General features: G+C 63.3%; 22 protein-coding genes. 11 read left to right on the forward strand and 11 right to left on the reverse strand.

Annotation, left to right across the window (positions count from 1 at the left end):
• Positions 1-11 precede the first annotated feature (11 nt).
• The 3 genes from ACR30Z_RS06300 to ACR30Z_RS06310 are packed head-to-tail and all read left to right on the forward strand — an operon-like array spanning position 12 to position 3,211.
• Positions 12-1,292, forward strand: a complete 1,281-nt coding sequence (locus ACR30Z_RS06300; protein WP_144647594.1) for an AI-2E family transporter — start codon at positions 12-14, stop codon at positions 1,290-1,292.
• Positions 1,293-1,295: 3 nt separating this feature from the next.
• Positions 1,296-2,534: a threonine ammonia-lyase gene (gene ilvA / locus ACR30Z_RS06305; protein ID WP_144647592.1), complete on the forward strand. Its 1,239-nt coding sequence runs from the start codon at positions 1,296-1,298 to the stop codon at positions 2,532-2,534.
• A gap of 11 nt (positions 2,535-2,545) precedes the next feature.
• Positions 2,546-3,211, forward strand: a complete 666-nt coding sequence (locus ACR30Z_RS06310) for a rhomboid family intramembrane serine protease (protein WP_434371624.1) — start codon at positions 2,546-2,548, stop codon at positions 3,209-3,211.
• A gap of 116 nt (positions 3,212-3,327) precedes the next feature.
• Here ACR30Z_RS06310 and greA read toward each other — a convergent pair whose 3' ends face one another.
• Positions 3,328-3,822 carry a transcription elongation factor GreA gene (gene greA, locus ACR30Z_RS06315; protein ID WP_144647587.1) on the reverse strand — a complete coding sequence of 165 codons (495 nt, stop codon included), beginning with the start codon at positions 3,820-3,822 and terminating at the stop codon, positions 3,328-3,330.
• 152 nt (positions 3,823-3,974) lie between these two features.
• A complete protein-coding gene (locus tag ACR30Z_RS06320; RefSeq protein ID WP_434371626.1) occupies positions 3,975-4,433 on the reverse strand; it encodes a DUF4307 domain-containing protein in 459 nt (152 codons plus the stop codon).
• A 73-nt stretch (positions 4,434-4,506) separates the two neighbouring features.
• On the opposite strand from ACR30Z_RS06320, the gene mca reads away from it, so the two are divergent.
• The 3 genes from mca (at position 4,507) to ACR30Z_RS06335 (ending at position 7,946) form a co-directional block, all read left to right on the forward strand.
• Positions 4,507-5,412, forward strand: a complete 906-nt coding sequence (gene mca, locus ACR30Z_RS06325; RefSeq protein ID WP_434371627.1) for a mycothiol conjugate amidase Mca — start codon at positions 4,507-4,509, stop codon at positions 5,410-5,412.
• Positions 5,413-5,518: 106 nt separating this feature from the next.
• Complete coding sequence (locus ACR30Z_RS06330) at positions 5,519-5,809, forward strand: hypothetical protein (protein WP_144647581.1); 291 nt, start codon at positions 5,519-5,521, stop codon at positions 5,807-5,809.
• Positions 5,781-7,946 carry a thioredoxin domain-containing protein gene (locus ACR30Z_RS06335; RefSeq protein WP_434371629.1) on the forward strand — a complete coding sequence of 722 codons (2,166 nt, stop codon included), beginning with the start codon at positions 5,781-5,783 and terminating at the stop codon, positions 7,944-7,946. Before ACR30Z_RS06330 ends, ACR30Z_RS06335 begins: the two co-directional genes overlap by 29 nt.
• A gap of 14 nt (positions 7,947-7,960) precedes the next feature.
• On the opposite strand, the gene trhA is transcribed toward ACR30Z_RS06335, so the two are convergent.
• On the reverse strand, positions 7,961-8,602 hold the full coding sequence (gene trhA, locus ACR30Z_RS06340; protein WP_434371630.1) for a PAQR family membrane homeostasis protein TrhA: 642 nt from the start codon (positions 8,600-8,602) through the stop codon (positions 7,961-7,963).
• Between the two features lie 107 nt (positions 8,603-8,709).
• Between trhA and ACR30Z_RS06345 the strand changes: the two genes are divergently transcribed.
• Together ACR30Z_RS06345 and ACR30Z_RS06350 are read left to right on the forward strand one after the other, a co-directional pair.
• A complete protein-coding gene (locus tag ACR30Z_RS06345; protein ID WP_434371631.1) occupies positions 8,710-9,516 on the forward strand; it encodes an isoprenyl transferase in 807 nt (268 codons plus the stop codon).
• Between the two features lie 237 nt (positions 9,517-9,753).
• Positions 9,754-11,148: a PhoH family protein gene (locus ACR30Z_RS06350; protein ID WP_434371632.1), complete on the forward strand. Its 1,395-nt coding sequence runs from the start codon at positions 9,754-9,756 to the stop codon at positions 11,146-11,148.
• 164 nt (positions 11,149-11,312) lie between these two features.
• Here ACR30Z_RS06350 and ACR30Z_RS06355 read toward each other — a convergent pair whose 3' ends face one another.
• Together ACR30Z_RS06355 and ACR30Z_RS06360 are read right to left on the reverse strand one after the other, a co-directional pair.
• Entirely contained in the window at positions 11,313-11,957 is a 645-nt protein-coding gene (locus ACR30Z_RS06355; protein WP_434371633.1) for a GNAT family N-acetyltransferase, read from the reverse strand.
• 31 nt (positions 11,958-11,988) lie between these two features.
• The gene (locus ACR30Z_RS06360) at positions 11,989-12,714 is read right to left on the reverse strand and encodes a hypothetical protein (protein ID WP_434371634.1); all 726 of its coding nucleotides are present in this window, start codon (positions 12,712-12,714) and stop codon (positions 11,989-11,991) included.
• Positions 12,715-12,811: 97 nt separating this feature from the next.
• Here ACR30Z_RS06360 and ACR30Z_RS06365 point away from each other — a divergent pair, with 97 nt between their 5' ends.
• Both ACR30Z_RS06365 and ACR30Z_RS06370 read left to right on the forward strand, forming a co-directional pair.
• The gene (locus ACR30Z_RS06365; protein WP_434371636.1) at positions 12,812-13,357 is read left to right on the forward strand and encodes a prepilin peptidase; all 546 of its coding nucleotides are present in this window, start codon (positions 12,812-12,814) and stop codon (positions 13,355-13,357) included.
• Between the two features lie 65 nt (positions 13,358-13,422).
• Positions 13,423-13,899 (forward strand): NUDIX hydrolase, encoded by a 477-nt coding sequence (locus tag ACR30Z_RS06370; protein ID WP_434371638.1) that lies wholly within the window; start codon positions 13,423-13,425, stop codon positions 13,897-13,899.
• Here the strand turns inward: ACR30Z_RS06370 and ACR30Z_RS06375 are convergent, their stop codons facing one another.
• From ACR30Z_RS06375 to ACR30Z_RS06395, 5 genes are all read right to left on the reverse strand, one after another.
• Positions 13,900-15,591, reverse strand: a complete 1,692-nt coding sequence (locus tag ACR30Z_RS06375; protein WP_434371639.1) for a DHA2 family efflux MFS transporter permease subunit — start codon at positions 15,589-15,591, stop codon at positions 13,900-13,902.
• Positions 15,588-16,256 (reverse strand): TetR/AcrR family transcriptional regulator, encoded by a 669-nt coding sequence (locus tag ACR30Z_RS06380; protein WP_434371641.1) that lies wholly within the window; start codon positions 16,254-16,256, stop codon positions 15,588-15,590. Before ACR30Z_RS06380 ends, ACR30Z_RS06375 begins: the two co-directional genes overlap by 4 nt.
• A 173-nt stretch (positions 16,257-16,429) precedes the next feature.
• Positions 16,430-17,857, reverse strand: coding sequence for a class II fumarate hydratase (locus tag ACR30Z_RS06385; RefSeq protein WP_144647559.1), 1,428 nt, complete (start codon positions 17,855-17,857; stop codon positions 16,430-16,432).
• Between the two features lie 87 nt (positions 17,858-17,944).
• A complete protein-coding gene (locus tag ACR30Z_RS06390) occupies positions 17,945-18,559 on the reverse strand; it encodes a carbonic anhydrase (RefSeq protein WP_026542810.1) in 615 nt (204 codons plus the stop codon).
• Positions 18,560-18,617: 58 nt separating this feature from the next.
• Positions 18,618-19,292: a DUF4245 domain-containing protein gene (locus tag ACR30Z_RS06395; RefSeq protein WP_244296403.1), complete on the reverse strand. Its 675-nt coding sequence runs from the start codon at positions 19,290-19,292 to the stop codon at positions 18,618-18,620.
• A gap of 200 nt (positions 19,293-19,492) precedes the next feature.
• On the opposite strand from ACR30Z_RS06395, the gene glpX reads away from it, so the two are divergent.
• Positions 19,493-20,515, forward strand: coding sequence for a class II fructose-bisphosphatase (gene glpX, locus ACR30Z_RS06400; RefSeq protein WP_208759896.1), 1,023 nt, complete (start codon positions 19,493-19,495; stop codon positions 20,513-20,515).
• A 167-nt stretch (positions 20,516-20,682) separates the two neighbouring features.
• Here the strand turns inward: glpX and ACR30Z_RS06405 are convergent, their stop codons facing one another.
• Complete coding sequence (locus tag ACR30Z_RS06405) at positions 20,683-21,618, reverse strand: lipid II:glycine glycyltransferase FemX (RefSeq protein WP_434371644.1); 936 nt, start codon at positions 21,616-21,618, stop codon at positions 20,683-20,685.

Below are 21,618 nucleotides of genomic sequence, written 5' to 3' on the forward strand. Positions count from 1 at the left end.
ATTATGGGTTCATGACGCCAACACCGGACGCCAAAACACGTTCAGACCGCCAAATTGCCGAGGACATCCCCTACGGGGTTCGTATTGCCGCCGCGTGGTCATGGCGGGCGGGTCTGATCCTGCTCATGATCGGCGCGCTTGTATGGCTGCTGGGCAAGGTCAGCTTCCTCATCATTCCAGTGATGGTGGCTGCCCTCCTGGCGGGACTGCTGTACCCGGTGGTGGCTTGGCTGCGCAACCGAAAGGTTCCCAATGGCGCCTCCGTAGCCATTACGGTGATCGGCTTCATCGGCGTGATCGCCGGTGCGCTGGCCTTGGTGGGCAGGCAGCTGGTCTCGGGCTTCGGGGAGCTCTGGCAAGAGGCGCTGGCCGGGATCCAGCAGATTCAGACCTGGCTGGCCGACGGGCCGCTCCACCTGACCGCGGACCAGATCGACCAATACATTGCGGACGGCGCCAATGCCCTCCAGAACAACAGCAGCAGCATCCTCAGCGGCGCCCTGTCCTTTGGCAGCACTGCCGGGCACTTCGCTGCGGGCCTGGTCCTTGCCCTGTTCATCCTCATCTTCTTCCTTCTGGAGGGAAGCCGGATTTGGGCATTCCTGGTCCGCCTCCTGCCCAAGACTGCGCGCAGGGCCACCGATGGTGCAGGTCGTCGTGGATGGACATCAATGGTCAGCTACGTGCGGATCCAAATGTTCGTTGCGTTCGTCGATGCTGTGGGCATTGGTGTCGGCGCTGCCATCATCCAAGTTCCCCTCGCTCTTCCGCTGGCCGTCCTGGTCTTCATCGGCTCGTTCATCCCCGTGGTGGGCGCACTCGTCACAGGCGCCATTGCGGTTCTCTTAGCCCTGGTTGCCAACGGACCGGTCAACGCCCTGATCATGCTGGCCATCGTCCTCTTGGTCCAGCAGCTTGAAAGCCACATCCTGCAGCCCCTGGTGATGGGCAAAGCCGTGGCACTGCACCCGGTGGCCGTGATCCTGTCTGTAGCTGCGGGCTCCTACCTGGCCGGCATCCCCGGTGCGCTGTTCGCGGTGCCATTGCTCGCCGTAGTAAACACGGCAGTTCGCTACATTGCCGGCCGGACGTGGGAACATGATGAAGGATTGGGTGGTGCGGTGCTCCAGCCGGCAGCTGGCTCGGCGGAGCCCAGTGGAGATGCGAACTTCAAGGAAGTCCACCTCCCACGGCCCGAATCCCGCCTTGGCAAAGGCACTACCAGCAAGAACAAGGCTTCGGGGAGCACCTCTGTTGAGGGCCCGGATGCCGACACCAATAAAGGAGAATAGTCAGTGAATACCCTCGAAACCCTGCCCGTCACGCTGGACGATGTCCTCAAGGCGCAGGAGCTGCTCGAGGGCATTATTACCAAGACTCCGGTGGAGTCGTCCCGTGCGCTGGGCAGCCTCGTGGGCGGCAACGTCTTTTTCAAATGTGAGAACCTGCAGCGCGCAGGGTCATTCAAGGTCCGCGGCGCCTATGTGCGGATGGCTCGGCTGACGGAGGACGAGAAAAAGCGCGGAGTAGTGGCGGCATCGGCCGGCAATCACGCCCAAGGCGTGGCAGTGGCTGCCAAAAGCCTGGGCATCAATGCGCGCATCTACATGCCACTCGGCGTGGCGCTCCCCAAGTTGGCAGCCACGCGCAGCCACGGCGCTGAAGTGATCCTCCATGGCCACAACGTGGATGAAGCATTGGCGGAGGCCCAGCGGTATGCCAACGAAACCGGCGCCGTCTTTGTGCACCCCTTTGACAATGTGGACGTCGTTGCCGGGCAGGGCACCATTGGACTTGAAATCCTGGACCAGATCCCCAACGTCGACACCATCCTCATGGGCGTCGGTGGAGGTGGTCTGCTGGCCGGTGTAGCCGTGGCCATCAAGGCCAAGGCCAAGGAACTAGGCCGCGAAATCCGGGTCATTGGAGTCCAGGCAGAAAACGCCGCCGCCTATCCGCCATCCCTGGCAGCAGATGCGTTGGTGCCGCTGAAGAAGGTCACCACCATGGCTGACGGCATCGCGGTTGGACGGCCTGGGCAGTTGCCCTTCAGCATCATCCGTGAGCTCGTGGACGATGTTGTGACAGTCAGCGAAGACTCGCTCGCGCGCGCACTGATCTTCCTCCTCGAGCGGGCCAAGATGGTGGTGGAGCCCGCTGGCGCCGTGGGAGTAGCCGCGCTGATGGATGGCAAGATCGAAAACCCGGGGAACACCGCCGTCGTGCTGTCGGGCGGCAACATCGATCCCATGCTCATGCTGAAAGTCATCCAGCGCGGCCTCTCCGCCGCAGGCCGTTTCATGACCGTGCGCATGATGCTGGACGACCGCCCAGGTTCGCTGGCTACCATTGCACGCATCATCGCTGAAAACGACGCCAACGTCACCGGCTTGGACCACACCCGCCTGGGTGGTTCCATCAGCATGGGCGACGTCTCCATCACCATCAACTTGGAAACAAAGGGCCACGAACACGGCGAACAAGTCCTCGGTGCACTGCGGGCCGAGGGCTTCCAGCCCATCGTGGTGCACTGACGGGAGGGCACATGGTGCTTGGAACGCCTGACGATTCAAAGGCCGAGGCCAAGGAATCGCTGGCCGGGCGGGCTAAGGGCGGCCTGCTGTTCATGGGCGGCTTCGTCATCCTGCTCTACGTCATCGAGTTCCTGAATACCCTCATGCGGCACGGTCTGAACTTCACGTTCGGCCTGCGCCCCCGCAGCATGGACGGCGTCCTGGATATCCTGACGTTTCCGCTGCTGCACGCGAATTTCAACCATTTGCTCTCCAACACGTTGCCGCTGGTCATCTTCGGCTTCCTGGCGTTCATGTCCGGCTTCAGGGTGTTCATCACGGCGTTGGCGTTCAGTTGGCTGGGCTCCGGGCTCGCGGTGTGGCTTATTGGCGGGGGAGGTGTGACGGTGGGCGCTTCCGGACTGGTGTTTGGCTTCTTCGCGTTCCTGCTGGTGCGGGGCTTCTTCAACCGTAACTGGTGGCAGATCCTGCTCTCGGTTGTCCTCTTCATGGCCTACGGCAGCATCCTCTTTGGAGTGCTGCCTACGGTGATGGGGTACGTCTCCTGGCAGGCGCACTTGGGTGGGGCTGTCGGCGGGGTCCTTGCTGCCCTCCTGCTCCGGCCAAAGCCCGCCATCTCCGGCCAAAGCCCGCCATCACCACCTGACCCAAGTGCGGGACGGCACGTGTCCCAATGAGACTCCATAGCGACCTTTGCTGTCCCCCGGTTGGGTGAGCCAGGCACGAAAAAACGCCGGCCCCCTCCACGAAGGAAGGGGCCGGCGTCGTGTATTTCAGGCCGGTAAGCCGCTGTTTAGGCGACGTAGGGCTTGGCGGAGACGATCTCCACCGGAATTTCCTTGCCGTTGGGGGCGACGTAGCTCAGCTTGTCGCCTTCCTTGTGGCCGATAATGGCGGCACCCAGGGGGGACTTCTCGCTGAAGACGTCGAGATCGGAGTCTCCGGCAATTTCGCGGGAGCCGAGCAGGAACTTCTCTTCGTCGCCGGCGATGCGGGCAACAACAAGCATGCCGGGCTCGACGATTCCGTCATCGGCCGGTGCTTCGCCTACCTGGGCATCGCGAAGGAGTGCCGTGAGCTGGCGGATGCGGGCCTCGATCTTGCCCTGCTCTTCCTTGGCTGCGTGGTAGCCGCCGTTCTCCTTGAGGTCGCCTTCCTGGCGGGCAGCTTCGATCTTCTGGACGATTTCCGCCCGGCCAGCGCCGGAAAGGTGGTCCAGCTCAGCCTTCAAGCGGTCGAAAGCTTCCTGGGTGAGCCAAGCCGCAGTGGCGCTGTTGGTGGTAGACACGGATTTCTCCTCTAGATCTGACAATGCAAAAGACCCCGCCGAGGTGGCCACTCGTAAAACTCAGTAACCAACTTAACGGGGTGAAGGTTTCATCCATTGTAGTAAATCCTTTGGACGAACCCAAACCGGTTGAGTCGTGGGTCACACGATTGTTATTTACCGCTGTCCACAATCCAGCAGCTGTCCACGACGCCGGACACGGCCGGCGATTCGGTTCGCAGGACGGTTCGCTGGGCAGTAGTGCTTCCCCCGTCGGCGCTTTCCTCGGGCTGGTTGGGACCGATCTCCACAACTTTCCAGCCCACCACCGCGAACTTGGAGTCCATGGCTTTAATGGCACATTTGGCGGTGGCCCCGGGGTATTTGGTGACTTGGTAGTCCACCTCTGCCTGGGTGCCATCCACCGTGCTGTATCCAATGTCCTTGAAGGTAACAGGGGCCTGGGCCGAGGACGTTGCCACCCAGGCTGCGAACGCAATCCCGACTACCAGCGCTGCCATGATGATGTTCCGCTTGGTTTTGCGGGTCATGGCGCGCTTTTGACCGCCGTAGCGATTGGCTAGGCTGGTGCTTGCCGGTACTTGGGTGGCCGATAGGTCCTCTGAAGTCACCCATCCAGTTTAGTGCCGATCCCGGCGCCCCATCACCGCCCCAGAGCTCGAACCATGAAAGAGGAGCCGTCACGTGACAGCGTCCAGCAGTTCCGACCAGCAGCTGCGGCTGCTCGCCGTCCACGCCCACCCGGACGATGAGTCCAGCAAGGGTGCAGCAACCATGGCGATGTACGCCGCTGCGGGAGTGGACGTCATGGTCGCCACATGCACGGATGGATCCCGCGGCGACATCCAGAACCCAGCCATGGAGGATGCCCCGCATCCCAAGCGGGACATGGCAGGAGCACGGCGACGTGAGATGGCGAATGCGGCTGCGGTCCTCGGAATCCAGCAACGTTGGCTCGGGTTCGTGGACTCGGGCCTGCCGGAGGGTGATCCCCTTCCGCCGCTGCCGCCGGGTTGCTTCGCGCTGCAGCCGTTGGAGCGCGCCACTGCGCCCCTGGTTCGGCTGGTTCGCAGCTTCAAGCCACACGTGATTCTCAGCTATGACGAGAATGGTGGCTACCCGCACCCGGACCACATCATGGCCCATAAGGTGGCAGTGGAAGCGTTCGAGGCCGCAGGCGATGCCGACCGATACCCCGGCATGGGTGACCCATGGGCACCAAGCAAGCTCTACTACGACCGTGCCTTCAGCCCTGAGCGGTTCCGGGCGCTGCATTTCGCCCTCGAAGAAGCAGGGTTGCAGTCTCCCTACGCCGAGCGCCTGGCAGCGTGGCTTGAAGCTGATGCAGAGGGCCACACCCCGGTTCCTCCGGGGCACCAGACCACAACACAGGTTGATTGCGGCGACTTCTTCGAGGCCCGCGACGATGCACTGAGGGCACACCGCACACAGATCGATCCCCTCGGGTTCTTCTTCGCGGTCTCGCCCGAGCTGCAGCGAACGGCGTGGCCGTGGGAGGACTACACGCTGGTCCAGTCACGGGTTCCTTCCAAGCTGCCGGAAAAGGACCTCTTCGCGGGGATAAGATAGGAACGCCGGTAGTTTCTATCGCTCGTAGAAATCGCCGGGTGGCCTGCCAGCATGCCGGCCACGCGCTGCCAGCCGGCACGCATCAGCTCCCACAGAAGGTTTGAACGTGCACCACTTGATTCTCGCCCTGACCGTCACTCCGTCGCCCAACCCCACGGGCACGCTGCGGCCTGGCCTGTCCGAGGATCAGGTGACGCCGGGCACCTGGGGCTTCGTCCTCACCGCCTTCATCGTGATCCTCACAACCTTCTTGATCGTGGACATGGTCCGCCGTATTCGCCGAGTCCGCTACCGGGCTCAGGTTGAGGAAGCGCGCCTGGCCGCGGAGGCGGGCGAACCTGCCGAGGCAGGCAGCTCAGTAGACGAGAATGGCGATGCCGGTTCCGGAACCCGCTGAGCACGGCGTCACCAGCTGGCCCGGGGCAAGCAACACCCTGGGGTCGGAACCTTCTGCCTATTTGCGGCAGCACGCGGACAATCCCGTCTTTTGGCGTCCCTTCGGTGATGAGGCCTTTGCCTTCGCCGCGGAGCGTGACGTTCCTGTTTTCCTCTCCATCGGCTACGCGGCGTGCCACTGGTGCCACGTCATGGCGCACGAGTCCTTCGAAGACCAAGAGACCGCCGACTACCTGAATGCGCACTTCGTGCCGGTCAAGGTGGACCGCGAAGAACGCCCGGACGTGGATTCGGTGTACATGGCGGCGACGCAAGCCATCAGCGGTGAGGGCGGCTGGCCGATGTCCGTCTTCCTGACGCCTGACGGCCTGGCCTTCCACGCAGGCACCTACTTTCCACCCGTTCCGCTGCCCGGCAGGCCGTCGTTCCGCAACATTCTCGAAGCTGTCCATGAGGCCTGGGTGGAGCGCCGCGACGGGGTGGAACAGAATGCCAGGGGCCTGGCGGCCAACATGGCCGACGCCCAGCTGTCCGGGGCAGTGCGGCTCGACGGTCCGCCGGAGGTCCTGGACGCCGCGCTGCTTCCGGACGCCCTGATGCTTCTTGCCCGCTCTGAAGACCCCGACGCCGGTGGTTTCGGGGACGCTCCCAAGTTTCCGCCGTCGGCGGTTCTTGAGTTCCTCATCCGGCACGCCGCGGTGCCGTCGGATACGGCCGATGCCGCACGCGACATGGCAGGCCGCGCGTTGGCGGGCATGGCCCGCTCGGCTCTGCGCGACCAGCTCGACGGCGGGTTTGCCCGCTACTCCGTGACGGCCGACTGGTCCGTGCCCCATTTCGAGAAGATGTTGTATGACAATGCGCAGTTGCTGCGGGTGTATTCGCATTGGGTACGGCTTGGGGGCAACGAGGTCTTCCCTGCCTTCGAGGCGGCCGCTGTCGCGTCGAGGTGTGCCGATTGGATGCTGGAGTCCTTGACGCTGCCCGACGGCGGGCTGGCATCCTCCCTCGACGCCGACACCGTGGTGGACGGTGTGCATCACGAGGGCGCCACCTATCTGTGGACTCCGGGATCGCTGCGTGATGCCCTTGGTCCGGGTGACGCCGAAGCGGTGGCTCGCATGATGAACGTAGGTGCCAAGGGGACGGTGTCCCACCTTGGATCGCCATTGCATCCCGCCCGTGAGTTGTCCGACGCCGAAGGCAGGCTCTGGGAGCGCGTCCGGCCGGAACTGCTAGCCGAGCGCAACCAGCGGAACCAGCCCGCCAGGGACCACAAAGTGGTGGCCGGATGGAACGGGCTCGCCGTGTCCGCCCTCGCTGAGGCCGGGGCCATATTGGATCGTCCGGACCTGGTTACGGCCGCAGAAACCGTGGCCGGGTACCTCGCCGTCGTTCACTGGGACAGCGGTTCGCGGTTGTTGGTGCGGGTTTCGCACGATGCCCGGGCGCGAGGCATTGGCGGTCTCCTGGAGGACTATGCGTTCTGCGCCGACGGTTTCCTGGCGCTGTATGCCGTGACGGGAACCAAACGCTGGTATTACCTTGCCGAGGAACTCATCGAAGCCGCGTGTTCGCGTTTCGTCGAGAACGGACACCTCGCCGACTCGACGGGGGAGTCCGCGCAAGTGTTCAACGCCCAGGGCCAGCACGCGGCTCTGGACCCCTTCGACAATGCGACACCCAGCGGCGCCGCCGGATTCGCCGGAGCCCTCTTGTCATACGCTGCCTATTCCGGCTCGCACGAACACCGACTCATGGCGGGCAACATCCTTGGCTTGCTCCCGCCTCTGGCCACACGCGCTCCGCGCGTCGCCGGGTGGCTTTTGGCCACCGCTCAAGCGGGCTTGGCTGGGCCGGTGGAGGCCGCCGTCGCAGGACCCGATTCGCCCTTGCGGCGCGAACTGCACCGTGCGCTGTTGATGTCGCCCAGTCCCGGGCTGGTAGTTGCGTTGCAGTCGGACGACGACGGCGGGTCCCCGGCCGATATGGACGAGGTGCCGCTCCTGCTCCACAGGTCGGGCGCGCCTGACGGCTCACCGCAGGTCTACTTATGCCGCGACATGGTGTGCGAGAGGCCTCTTGGCGAGGTTTCCCAGGTACAGTCCCGCTTGGTCGGGATGGCTTCGGGAGGCTGAGCCGTCCTCCGGGGCTAGCTCAGCACCGCCATCATGATCGCCACGAAGTGCGCCGCGAAGGCCAGCACCGTGAAAGCGTGAAAGAGCTCGTGGAAGCCGAAGTGCTGCACGCTGAAGTTTGGCTTCTTGATGGCATAGAACACGGCGCCGGTGATGTACAGGGCGCCCCCGACACAAATGAGGATCGCTGCGGGTGCGTTGGCGGCGAAGAACTGCGGCAGGTAGAACAATGCCCCGCAACCCAGGGCGATGTAGACAGGAACATACAGCCAGCGCGGAGCGTGGGTCCATAGGATCCGGAACAGGACGCCGACGATCGCCCCGGACCAAACAAGCCACAGCAGGGTGACAGCCTCGGAGCGTTCCAACAGTGACCACGCCAAGGGCGTATAACTTCCGGCGATCACCAGCATGATGTTGGTGTGGTCCAGCCGCTTGAGGACCATTCGGACCTTCGGCGACCAGTTGCCGCGGTGGTAGACGGCGCTCACGCCGAACAACAACACGCCCGTCAGTGCGTAGATGGCGGAGGTGATTCTGCGGTCGGTGGTGGGGGCAACAGTCACCAGGACGATTCCCGCCGCGAGTGCGAAAGGCGCTGCGACGGCGTGGATCCATCCCCGCCAGAGGGGCTTGGTTTCGAGGAGCTCAGCCATGGTTCAAGAATAACTTACGTTCCGGTAAGTTACCGTCGAGTAACAACGGGTGAATGGATTTTGACCGGCGACTGCACCGGCTCGGCAGCTCGGGAAGGTAGCCTTGGATGTGCGTCGTCGTCGTACAAGTAAGGAAGTCAGGTGAGAGTCCGGTGGAACTGCCCGGTTTCCTCTATGGCTTTTATGAGCGAAAACTCCTGCGCTCCCTCAAGCAGGACCAGATCCCGCGGCACATCGGCGTCATGGTGGACGGCAACCGTCGCTGGGCACGGCAGTTCAACGCGCCCACCAGCCAGGGTCACCAGGCCGGCGCGGACAAGATTCACGAGTTCCTGGGCTGGTGTCAGGAGCTCGGTGTCAAAGTAGTGACGCTCTACATGCTCTCCACGGACAACATGAACCGCTCCGGAGAAGAGCTGGACTTGCTGATGGGCATCATCGCCAACACCATGGACCGTCTGGACGAAGACGCGGACGTGTCAGTCCATGCCATGGGTGCCCCTGAACTCCTCCCGGACTACCTGGCCGAGCGACTCAACAAACTGACCGCACGTACCCCTGTCCACGAAAAAATCCATGTCAACGTTGCTGTGGGCTATGGCGGCCGCCGTGAAATCGTTGACGCCGTGCGGGAACTCCTCCACGATGCCGTCGCCAAGGGACGAAACATGTCCGACGTCGCAGATGAACTTTCGGTGGACGACATCTCCCGGTTCCTCTACACCCGCGGCCAGCCGGATCCGGACCTCGTCATCCGCACCTCAGGCGAGCAGCGGCTCTCAGGCTTCCTGATGTGGCAGAGCGCCTACAGCGAGTTCTACTTCTGTGAAGCCCTCTGGCCTGCCTTCCGCAAGGTCGATTTCCTCCGGGCGCTCAGAGATTATGCCGGGCGCCAGCGCCGCTACGGAACCTAGCTTCGGCGCGGTTCACCGAAAATTAACGAGCCCGACATGCGACTTGCCGACGACGGATTGCGGAAATGAATGTGTCGGGGATTACGTTAATCCCATCAGCAGGCAAAACCGCCCGCTGATCGGGGAGGCCAGTATATGGAGCGGAACATCGCACCAGTTACATGGGAGGCCACGCCCGGCCTTCCGGCCGAGCCGCTTCACCATTAGGCCGGGCGACCGCCCGGGGCTGGAGTCGATGTGGCTATTTCTGAGCAACTGCCCGCTATGGTTTCCGACGGGGAAAGTGCAGCTACCTCTCGCACCAAGCGGGTCTCACAAAAAGCGCGGACAGCAACGTCCGCCACAGGCCGCAGCTATGTGATCGATACATCCGTCCTGCTATCCGATCCCCACGCGCTGCTGCGCTTCGCCGAGCACGAAGTCATCGTCCCCATCGTGGTCATCAGTGAATTGGAAGGAAAACGCCACGATCCCGAACTGGGCTACTTCGCCCGGAAGGCACTGCGACTCCTCGACGATCTGCGGATCGAACACGGCGGATTGGACCACGCCATCCCGATCGGAAAAGATGGCGGGCTCCTTCGTGTGGAAATGAACCACATCTCCCCGGATGTGCTTCCCGCAGGATTCCGTGGCGGCGACAACGACAGCCGCATCCTGGCAGTCGCCAAGAACCTGGCCAACGAAGGCCACAACGTCACGGTGGTCTCCAAGGACCTGCCTATGCGCGTCAAAGCCTCCGCCATGGGCCTCCAGGCCGATGAGTACCGCAACGAACTCGTCAAAGACTCCGGCTGGACCGGAATGGCCGAAGTGGAAGCCAACGACGACGAGATCACCAGCCTCTACGGCCACGAACCGGTCTTCATCCCGGCAGCCGCCGAACTGCCCGTCAACACCGGGCTGGTCCTCCTGTCCAACCGGGGCTCCGCCCTGGGCCGGGTTGGCGCCGACAAGCAAGTCCGCTTGGTCAAAGGCGACCGTGACGTGTTCGGACTTCATGGCCGCTCGGCTGAACAACGGCTCGCCATCGACATGCTCATGGACCCTTCCGTGGGCATCGTCTCCATCGGTGGTCGGGCGGGCACGGGAAAGTCCGCGCTTGCCCTCTGTGCGGGCTTGGAAGCCGTCCTGGAACGCCGGGAACACCGCAAGGTAGTTGTGTTCCGACCCCTGTACGCCGTGGGCGGCCAGGAGCTCGGCTACCTTCCCGGATCCGAATCCGAAAAGATGAACCCTTGGGCGCAGGCAGTGTTCGACACCCTCGGCGCACTGGTGAGCCAAGAGGTTGTGGAAGAGGTCATGGACCGGGGCATGCTGGAAGTCCTGCCATTGACGCACATCCGCGGGCGTTCGTTGCACGATGCATTCGTCATTGTGGACGAGGCCCAGTCGCTCGAGAAGAACGTCCTCCTCACCGTCATGAGCCGCATCGGGCAGAACTCCAAGATCGTCCTCACCCACGATGTCGCCCAGCGGGACAACCTCCGGGTGGGGCGGCACGACGGCGTGGCGGCGGTGGTGGAGACGCTCAAGGGACACCCGCTGTTCGGACACATCACGCTGACCCGGTCCGAGCGGTCGCCGATTGCTGCTCTGGTTACTGAGTTGCTCGAAGGGGCTGAGATCTAAGCTCGTTGCTGCACGGTGGTCACCGCCGCGCGTCAACGGCCTCCCGCCGTCGCTTAGACACAACGCAAATGGACCCCGACGGTCGCTGGGCGACCTTCGGGGTCCGATGCGTTGCGATGCGCTCCTTTCCGGGAGACCGCAGCCGCGCTACTGCCTGAGTGCCGTTAGAGCTTCAGATACGTTCTCAGCTCTTCGTGGCCTTGGACCTTAAGGGTCCAGTCGGGGCGTTTGAAGGTGGTGGGGGTGAGGCGGACTCTTTGGACTTCCTGGACCGTGTCGCCCCAGCCGTCGCGGAAGATGCCATTGAGTTCGTAGCCCAGGCTGGCGGAGACGCCCAGCGACTTCCGGTTCCAGACGGCGGCGTCGGATTCGGCCACTTCGGCGCCAAGGTAGTCGAAGGCGTAGCTGACGACGGCGGCGCGCATCTCTTTGCCGAAGCCCTGGCCTTGCGCGGACTGCTTGAGCCAGGAACCCGTGCCTACTGTTTTGAGCGTCGCGAAGTTCTGGGCACCGATGTCCTGGACGCCGAGGAATTCTTCGTGGTGCCAAACGGCCAAGAGGAGCGTCCAGGAGTCCGGCGTGAAATTGGCGCGGCAACGCCAGTACCACTGGGCCATGTTGGGTGCGAGTTCATCATCCGGCAGTTCGGCCCACGGCATGCTGAAGGGGCTCTTGCCGGGTTCGTGGATGCCGGAGCGGGCGGCAGCTACGGCGGAGGGGATGTCTTCGTCGAAAACAGGACGGATGGTCAGCCTCGGGGTGGTGAGGGTTAGTCCGAACGGGGGCCATATTTCTGCCAGCGATGTCATCGCCGTAGCTTAGCCCGAATGTGGCCGTTGCTCAGGCAGCGGGCCCTATGTCCCAGGAGATGTGCCGCCGGACGTCCGTGAGGTTCATGGACTCTGCCAGGAAAAGGTCGTCCAGCATGTACTCGTCGACCGCAAGGATCTTCAACCAGTGGCCCTTGCCGGAGGTGTCCCCGTCGAGGCTCTGGCTGGCAACGCACACCCCGGTGCCGGCGTCGATCCGTATCAAAGTCCTGCCGGGGTGGGCCAAAGGCTCGGCCGGATCGGAGGGTTTATAGGTCCTGCTGGGGGTCACCACGGTTTCCAGGGCCGGCCGGCCCTCGTGGTCCACCTCCCGCGGCTCCTCCAGGAAGACCCGGTTGGTATCCGGGAATTCGAGGGGAACGGGTGCGTTGCCTGCCAGCTCCACGGGATCGAGTGCGGCGGCGAGCCGGCCGTTACCAAAGGAGGGCTCACCGTAGGCGGCCTCCGGTCGCCGGCGGACCAATCCGGCGTCGTCATAAACGGGGGTGACCAGATGGGCGGGAAGCAACCACGAACGGCGTGTGGCGGACACGTACAGATCGTCCCGGGAATCGTTGATACCGGTGGTGCTATGCAGTAACTGGCCATCCGGTGTCTCCAGGCGAAGCGCGCCCGGGCGCCGCAGCCAGGCACGGACCATGGTGGCGCCGGTCCCGGGCCGCTCCAGGTACTCGAAGCGGAGGCTTGTCCATTTCCACGGTGAAGAACGGCAAAGGTTCCTGAATGTGGAGGACATGTCGAAACCTGATCCAGCTGCACTGTAGCGCCCCATATCCACAGTTTACCTAGGCGTTCAAGCAGGGCTCTCAGCGAAACCGGGATAGCATCCGAGGGTGATCCGACGACTCTCCGAACTCTGGGATGCCAGCCCACTGGGCTTCTGGCTCGTGGTGGCCGCGGCCCTCTACTTCTTGGTGATGGCTGTCAGGCTCACGGTGATCGACGTCCGGAGCCACCTGTTGCCGAACCGCATTGTGTTCCCGTCGTACGCAGTGGCCGGGGTGCTCCTGGTGGCTGCGGCCGTGGTGGCGTTCTTAGCTGACGCGGGCCCGGACGCCGGCGGCGTGTTGTTCGGGGTGCCGGGTCTTGGACCAATCGCCGGAGGCGCTGTCCTTTGGCTGTTCTACTTCCTGTTGCGAGTCATCCACCCGCCCGGCATGGGCTTCGGCGACGTCAAACTCGCTGGTGTGTTGGGCCTGTACCTGGGCTACTTGGGGTGGAGCCATGTGTTCGCAGGGACATTCGCTGCTTTCATCCTGGGCGGCCTGTGGAGCTTGGTCATCCTGGTGTCGCGCCGTGGCACACTGAGCTCGGCCATTCCCTTTGGGCCGTTCATGCTGGCCGGAGCTGCCGCCGCAATGGTGCTGCTGCCCGCTTGAGGCTAGCCTGTCAGCAAGGCTGCAAGCGCGGCAGGATCGATCATTCTTGTGAGGAACGCTGAACCATGGGTGCACCGGATTTTGTGCTCAAACTGCGGGAAAAGATTGGCAATGACCCGCTGTGGCTGCCTGCCGTGCGGGGAGTGGTCTTCGATGATGACGGCAGGGTGCTGCTGGGCCAACGTGCCGACAACGGCCATTGGGCGCTCATCACCGGAATGCTGGAGCCCGGGGAGCATCCTGCGCCTGGGCTGGTGCGGGAAATCTTCGAAGAAACAGCGGTGGTGGCCGAGACCGAGCGCATCATCGGCGTCGGAGTTGTTGGGCCTGTGACCTTCCCCAATGGCGACGTCTGCGACTTCCTGGACATCACCTTCCGTTGCCGCTATGTGTCGGGTGAAGCCCGGGTCAATGACGACGAATCACTCGACGTGGGATGGTTCGCATTGGACGACCTCCCGGACATGAGCGCCGGCAACCTTGAGGCAATCAGGCTCGCCACGGAGCCCGAAGGCCCCGTGGCGTACCAGTTGGAAGACTAGCTACTGACGTCCCGCGGAGGCCGTGGGGCGGTCCTTATCGAGCTCGTCCGAGGCTGACGCGTCGGCTTCCAGGTGCTCGGTCTCAAGACGCTCGGCTTCACGCCTTTCAGCCTCAAGCCTGTCCGCTTCCTCGCCGCCCACAGCTTCGCCCCGAGCCACCATGCCGGCGGTGTCGGAGAGTGGGATCTGCTTCAGGGTGATGGCCAGGATCAAGGCGATGGCGATGAAGGGGACCAGGTACCAGAACACCGGTGCCAGAGAGTTGGCGTAGGCGTTCACGATGGCGTCCCGCAGCTGTTCAGGCAGCTGTGCCAAGGCTTGGGGGTCAAGCGTGCTGGTGGACTGCGAAGCCTGCTCAGCCGAAGCGCCGGCGCCGGTGAAGGCCTCGGTCAGCGATTCGGCCAGGCGGTTGGTGAAGATCGCACCGAACACGGCGACACCCAGCGATGCACCTACCTCACGGAAGTAGTTGTTGGTGCTGGTCGCCGTACCGATCTGGTCAGCCGGAACAGAGTTCTGCACCACCAGGACGATCACCTGCATAATGAGGCCCAGGCCAGCGCCGAAGATGAAGAGCTGCACACAGATGACCCAGATAGGCGTTGCGGCCGTGAGCGTGGTCAGCCAGAGCATCGCGGCGATGGTCAACGCCGCACCCAGGATCGGGAACATCTTGTACTTGCCGGTCTTGGAAATGCGGATACCCGAGTAGATGGACGTACCCATCAGGCCCACCATCATCGGAAGCATCAACAGTCCGGATTCCGCTGCGGAAGTCCCGGAGGACATCTGCAGGAACGTAGGAACGAAGGCGATGGCAGCGAACATGCCCAAGCCCAGCGTGAAGCCGATGGCTGTTGCATTGATGAAGATCGGGTTCTTGAACAGGCTCAGCGGAATGATGGGGTCCTCGGCACGCCGTTCAACCATCACGAAGGCGAATGCTGCCAGGACCATGCCGGCACCAAAGGCCCAGGTGAGGGGCGAATCCCAGCCCTCGTCCTTCTTGCCGCCGAAGTCGGTGAAGAAGATGAGGCAGGTGGTAGCCGCGGAGAGGAAGACGACACCCAGAATGTCGATCTTCTTTTCGGCCTTCTTATTGGGAAGCGTCAGGGTGAACCACGCGGTAATAAAGGCCGCGATGCCAATGGGGATGTTGATGTAGAAGGCCCATTCCCAGGTGAGGTGGTCCACGAAGAACCCACCCAGAAGCGGTCCGGCTACGGCAGAGAGCCCGAAGATGGCGCCCAACGGGCCCATGTACTTGCCGCGTTCCTTGGCGGGAACAATGTCCGCGATGATGGCCTGCGAGAGGATCATGAGGCCGCCGCCGCCCAGGCCCTGAACGGCGCGGAAGATCACGAAGCCCCAGAAATCAGTGGCGAAGGCGCAGCCCACGGACGCGAGCGTAAACAAGGCGATGGCAACGAGGAACAAGTTGCGACGCCCCAGGATGTCACCGAACTTGCCGTAGATGGGCATCACGATGGTGGTGGCAAGGAGGTAGGCCGTGGTGATCCAGGCCTGGTGCTCTACGCCGCCCAGTTTGCCCACAATGGTGGGCATGGCGGTGGAGACGATGGTCTGGTCGAGGCTGGACAGGAGCATGCCTGCGATCAGCGCCGAGAAGATGATCCAGATCCGTTTCTGGGTCAGCAGCAGTGGTTCTGCCGCCTTCGAGAGTGTACTCATGCGGGGTCCTTCGGTGTCTGTGCAGGAGTGGTGTCCAGCGGTTGCGATAAGAGTTTCCGGGCTGCGGCAAGGTTCTGGTCCAGGAGCTCGCGGTAAGGCCGCGTGTTGTCCTCCGAGAAGAACTGATGGGATGTCTTCTTGGAAACAGCGCCGAACACGGCTGAGGCCATGATGATCTCCGGATGTCCGGGGGAGAGGCCCTCACGGGCGGCGATCAGTTCCATGAACTGCCGCTCCCGGGCTTCGCCTTCAAGGGTCATGCGGCCCAGGAGCTGGGGCTCAGCCTTGATGGCAGCAATCAGTTGCTGGATCTCGGTACGGCTGATGGTGGAACGCTCCACGATGTCCACGGTGAGGTGGTACAGGGCAGCGAGCAACGTGGCGGAGATGCCGTCTGGCAGCCGTTCAGGATCCCGGTTGAAGTTATCCAGCGAATCCTGGGGCAGGTCATCGGAGAATGCTCCGATGACTGCGTCTTCCTTGGAGTGGAAGTAGTTGAAGAAGGTCCGGCGGGAGATGCCCGCCTCTTCGCACACCTCTTCCACGGTGTAGCCATTCAGGCCGCGTTCGGCGGTCAGGGTTCGTGCGACTGCCGTGATGGCCAGCCGCGTGGCGGCGCGCTTGCGCTCGCGGAGGCCGCCCTCAGAGTTTGCACTATTACTCACAAAGTAAAGTTTTGCACTTATCGCCGTAGAGTGCAAAATCTCGCCCGGAGGTTTTGTGCACCTGATGCCGCTAAGGAGGTTTCTTGAGGGCACCTGCTGTACAAAAACTCCCGGGTACGACGACGGCCGGTACCTTCCGTGGGAAGGTACCGGCCGTCGTCGTGCTGTGAGTATTAAGCCTTGTGGGCCGGGGACGTCATGGTGGTGACGTCCAGGGCCTTGTCGAGTTCAGCCTCGGTGACCTTGCCTTCGCCCTCACCGACGAAGCCGAGCTTCTCGGTGGCCTGGCGGATGGTCAGGCCTTCCTTGACAGCGATCTTGGCGATCTTGGCGGCATTCTCGTAACCGATGAACTTGTTCAGGGGCGTCACGATGGACGGGGAAGCCTCGGCCAGGAAGCGGGCGCGCTCCACGTTGGCGGTGATGCCGTCAATCATCTTGTCGGCCATGACGCGGCTGGTGTTGGCCAGCAAGCGGATGGATTCGAGAAGGTTGGCGGCCATAACGGGGATGCCGACGTTGAGTTCGAACGCACCGTTGGTGCCGGACCAGGCAATGGCGGTGTCGTTGCCGATGACCTGGGCGCAGACCATGATGGATGCTTCACAGATGACCGGGTTGACCTTACCCGGCATGATCGAGGAGCCCGGCTGAAGGTCGGGGATGGCGATCTCGCCGAGGCCCGTGTTGGGGCCGGAGCCCATCCAGCGGAGGTCGTTGTTGATCTTCATGAAGGAGATCGCAATGTTGCGGAGCTGGCTGGAGCCTTCGATCAGGCCGTCGCGGTTAGCCTGTGCCTCGAAGTGGTCGCGAGCCTCGGTCAGCGGCAGGCCGGTGTCCGCTGCGAGCAGTTCGATGACGCGCTCCGGGAAGCCGGCAGGGGTGTTGATGCCGGTGCCGACGGCGGTGCCGCCCAGGGGAACTTCGGCAACGCGGGGGAGGGCGGCGTTGATGCGTTCGATGCCGTAACGGACCTGTGCTGCGTAACCACCGAACTCCTGGCCAAGCATGACCGGGGTGGCATCCATAAGGTGCGTGCGGCCGGACTTGACGACGTCCTTGAACTCCACGGCCTTGCGGTCCAGGGAAGCTGCCAGGTACTCAAGGGCCGGGATCAGGTCGTTGATCAGGGCGGAGGTGGCCGCAACGTGCACGGACGTCGGGAACACATCGTTGGAGGACTGTGAGGCGTTGACGTGGTCGTTCGGGTGGACAACCTTGTCGCTCCCGGCAGCGGCGAGGGCGCGCGAGGCGAGCTCGGCGATGACCTCGTTGGTGTTCATGTTGGAGGACGTACCCGAGCCGGTCTGGAAGACGTCAATCGGGAAGTCGCCGTCGTACTTTCCGGTGGCAACCTCATCGGCAGCGGCGGCGATAGCCTCGGCGAGCTCGCCATCGAGCACCCCCAGTTCGGCGTTCGCCAGTGCAGCAGCCTTCTTCACGCGGGCCAGGGCCTCAATGTGGGTGCGCTCAAGCGTCTTGCCGGAGATCGGGAAGTTCTCCACAGCACGCTGCGTCTGGGCGCGGTACAGGGCGTTCACGGGGACGCGAACTTCGCCCATCGTGTCATGTTCAATACGGAACTCAGTGGTGGAAGTCATGGGGCTAGCTTAGGGCGATTGGTCGCCTCACAGAAAACCCGAAGGGGAGTGCTACGTGCTCCGGCTCAGGGGCCGGAGCACGACCTCCTAGAGCTTGCCGATCCCGGAAACGAGGGCCGCGCGGCCCTCATCGAGCTTGTAGGACAGGCCGATCACAGCAACGCGGCCGTCGTCGATCGCGTCGGAAATCACACGTGAGCTGTCAGCCAGGCGGGCAGCGGTTTGCTTCACGTGCTCCACCACCATGTCGTTGACATCGTCCTGGTTATTGCGCCTGGCCGTCAGGACGGACGGTGTAATGCGCTCGACGAGGTCGCGGATGAAGCCCGGAGGCATTTCACCCGTTTCCACTGCTGCCTTGGTGGCCTTCACGGCACCGCAGCTGTCGTGGCCCAGAATGACGATCAGCGGAACGCGGAGTTCGCTGATGCTGTATTCGAGGGAGCCGAGAACGGCGTCATCGATGACCTGGCCCGCGGTACGGACCACGAAGGCGTCGCCGAGGCCGAGGTCGAAGATGATTTCTGCAGCAAGCCGCGAATCCGAGCAGCCGAAGATCACGGCAAACGGATTCTGGTTCTCAATGAGGGAGGATCGTCGCGAAGCATCCTGGTTGGGGTGCAGGGATTCGCCGGAAACAAAACGTTCGTTGCCCTCGCGGAGACGGCGCCACGCCAGGGCTGGAGTCAGGTAAGTAGGCACGAGCCTTACTTTACGATGCGGACGGGCCAGTCCGTGAAACTGTTGCGCCGCTATGCCGTTAAGCGGACGGGGTGGCGGACGCTGACGGTGCGGCGCCCTCGTCAGCAGACGTCACGACGGCGGCGGCGAGCTTTGCGAACTCATCCAAGCTTGCGGTGCCGCTCAGGATGAGCGTGGTACCGCGGTATTCCAGCACCATGCTGCGCTTTTCCTTGCCTGAGTCACGCAGCTCCCAGTCCTGGCCCCCCGCATTGCGTGTGCCGGTAACTGGAAGGTTCCCGGTCTGCTGCAGAACCCAGGTGGGGTTGGCTTGGCTGGTCTGGGTGAGGCCAATGAAGGCTTCCTTGGGAGTCAGGAAACCAATCTCCCAGGTGGGCACGCCGGATCCGGTACCTGAGTCCCATCGGGCATAGTTCGGAGTGAATGTGTCGCCGGTATCAGGGGTGACGGGTGTGAATCCCGCCACACCTTCGGCGTTCCTGGCGGCGGAAGACACATCGACTGCCGGCCTGAACCCCTCACCCTTGGGGGCTGGGTTCATCAAGACGATGGGAAGGAAAGCCAACACGCAAACCAGCAAGGCAATGACCATGCCGATGACGGATGCGTTGGCCCGCTTGGCGGCTTTCGCCGCAATGACGGGCTTGTAGGGGGCCTCCGGGGCACTGGTTTGGTGGGCCGCGGCAGCATCCGGTTGGTGGCCGGCGGCGGGCTTGTCCTGCGTTTCACTCACCCTTCCATGATCCCTTATCGCGGCAGGGAACACACATCGGCCAACCTCGCCGCCGGTATGGCGGCCTGTGGTCATTCAACGACTCTCAGTGGACGCGGCGACTATGATCGTTGGTAGAGGAACCACGGGTTGCCACGTGCAACCATGTCCGGTCCCGTGAATCGTCACTCGAAGAAGAGGTTCAAGTGTCTCCTGCACCAATGACCCAGCAGTATTCCACGATTTCGCCGTCGCTCGCCGTCGGCATCGACGAACCCGACCGCAACCTTGCGCTTGAACTCGTCCGTGTCACCGAAGCCGCGGCAATTGCCGGTGGCCACTGGGTAGGTTTCGGCGACAAGAACAAGGCAGACGGCGCCGCCGTCGACGCCATGCGTTCGTTCCTTCACACTGTCCACTTCAATGGCGTCGTGGTGATTGGTGAAGGCGAAAAAGATGAAGCCCCCATGCTGTTCAACGGCGAGCAGGTTGGTGACGGCACCGGTCCCGAGTGCGACGTCGCCGTCGATCCCATCGACGGAACCCGCCTGACCGCACTCGGTATCAACAACGCCCTCGCCGTGCTTGCAGTCGCTGAGCGCGGCTCCATGTTCGACCCCTCAGCTGTCTTCTACATGGAGAAGCTCGTCACCGGCCCCGAAGCCGCGGACATGGTGGACCTTCGCCTGCCCGTCAAGCAGAACCTGCACCTCATCGCCAAGGCCAAGGGCGTCAAGGTCAACCAGCTCAACGTCATGATCCTTGATCGCGATCGCCACCGTCCCCTCGTGGAAGAAATCCGCGAAGCCGGTGCCCGCACCAAGTTCATCATGGACGGCGACGTCGCCGGCGCCATTGCGGCGGCCCGGTCCGGCACCGGAGTTGACGCCCTCATGGGTATCGGCGGCACGCCCGAAGGCATCGTTGCAGCCTGCGCCATCAAGTCCCTTGGTGGCGTCATCCAGGGCCGTCTGTGGCCGACGTCGGACGAAGAGAAGCAGAAGGCCATCGACGCCGGACACGACCTCGACCGCGTCCTCTCCACCAACGACCTCGTCACCTCCGACAACTGCTACTTCGCAGCAACGGGCATTACCGACGGCGACCTCCTCCACGGCGTGCGCTACCAGAAGGACCGGGTCCTTACCCAGTCCATCGTGATGCGCTCGAAGTCCGGCACCGTTCGCTTCGTTGACGCTGAGCACCACGCATCCAAGTGGGAGACGTACGCGCGCAAGCCGTAACCTCCGCAGCTCACAGAAGGACGGCGAGCATCGCTCGGCGGCTATCTCCTCGTACCTCGTCGATTTGATGCCGCTGTCGCGATACCCGTCGTCCTTCTCTGTGTCCGGCCGGCTTCCGCTTCGCGCTGTTGTGGGGTGTGCCGGGCGCGGGTGGAGCGGGGAAAGGCTTAGCGGAGTTTGTCGCGGAGCTTCCTGGCCAGCTGGTAGGCGCCGTAGCGGAGTTTGTTGACCGGGAGGTCCCAGGTGCCGGGGTAGGAGACTTCGCGGCCTCCGAAGGATTTCTTGAACGCCGTGAAGCCCGCCCATTTGTGGTCTGGCTGGTCCTCGGGTGCGACGCCCCAGAGGTCCACGTGCTTGAGGCCCTTTTCCTTGGCGTCTGCCATGAGGGTTACCAGGAGGGGGATGCCTGCGCTGAGCTTGCGGTGCGTGTCATCGAGTGCCGCGTGCGCGTAGACCCGGGTGTCTGCCGAATCGTAGGCGAAGGCGGCCGCGATGGGCTCACCTTCCAGTTCGGCGATGAACAAGGTTCCGGCCCCTGCAGGCAGCAATGACGCCGCAACCTGGGTCAGGTATTCGTCGCTTTGCGGCTTGAAGCCGTTGCGGGCCGCAGTCAGATGCAGGAAGTGCAGGAGTACCGAGACATCGGCGGGATCCTGTGAAGCCCGGAAGGTCACGCCTTTCTTGTGGATGTTCCTGTAGAGGTTTCGGTTGGTCGGCTTCATTCCGGCGAGGACATCCTTGAAGTCCCCGTCCAGATCCACAATCCAGCTCAGCTCCGGCTGCTGGTTGACCGGCGCAGGCCGTAAGCCGCGCGCGCGAAGGAGGGGACCGGCGTCGGCCGCTGTGAATCCTGCCGCAGCGGGCTCCATCCGGACGAAGACCGCACGCTCCTCCTTGGCCAAGGCCACCAAAGCCGCAGTGGCGGCGTCGAACGCTTCCACGGAGTCCGCCACCGGCCCGTAGGGGGCGTAGATGACCTTGCCGGCCGGATTCTTCTCCTCAATGGCCAGGAAGCTCCAGCCCGGGCCCGCCTTCTGGTGGACACGACGGCCCAGGGAACGCTGGACATCGGCCCACGCAGGGGTCTGCAGGAAGAACTCCAT

Source organism: Paenarthrobacter sp. FR1 (genome assembly GCF_051106045.1).
GTDB classification, from domain to species: domain Bacteria; phylum Actinomycetota; class Actinomycetes; order Actinomycetales; family Micrococcaceae; genus Arthrobacter; species Arthrobacter nitroguajacolicus_A.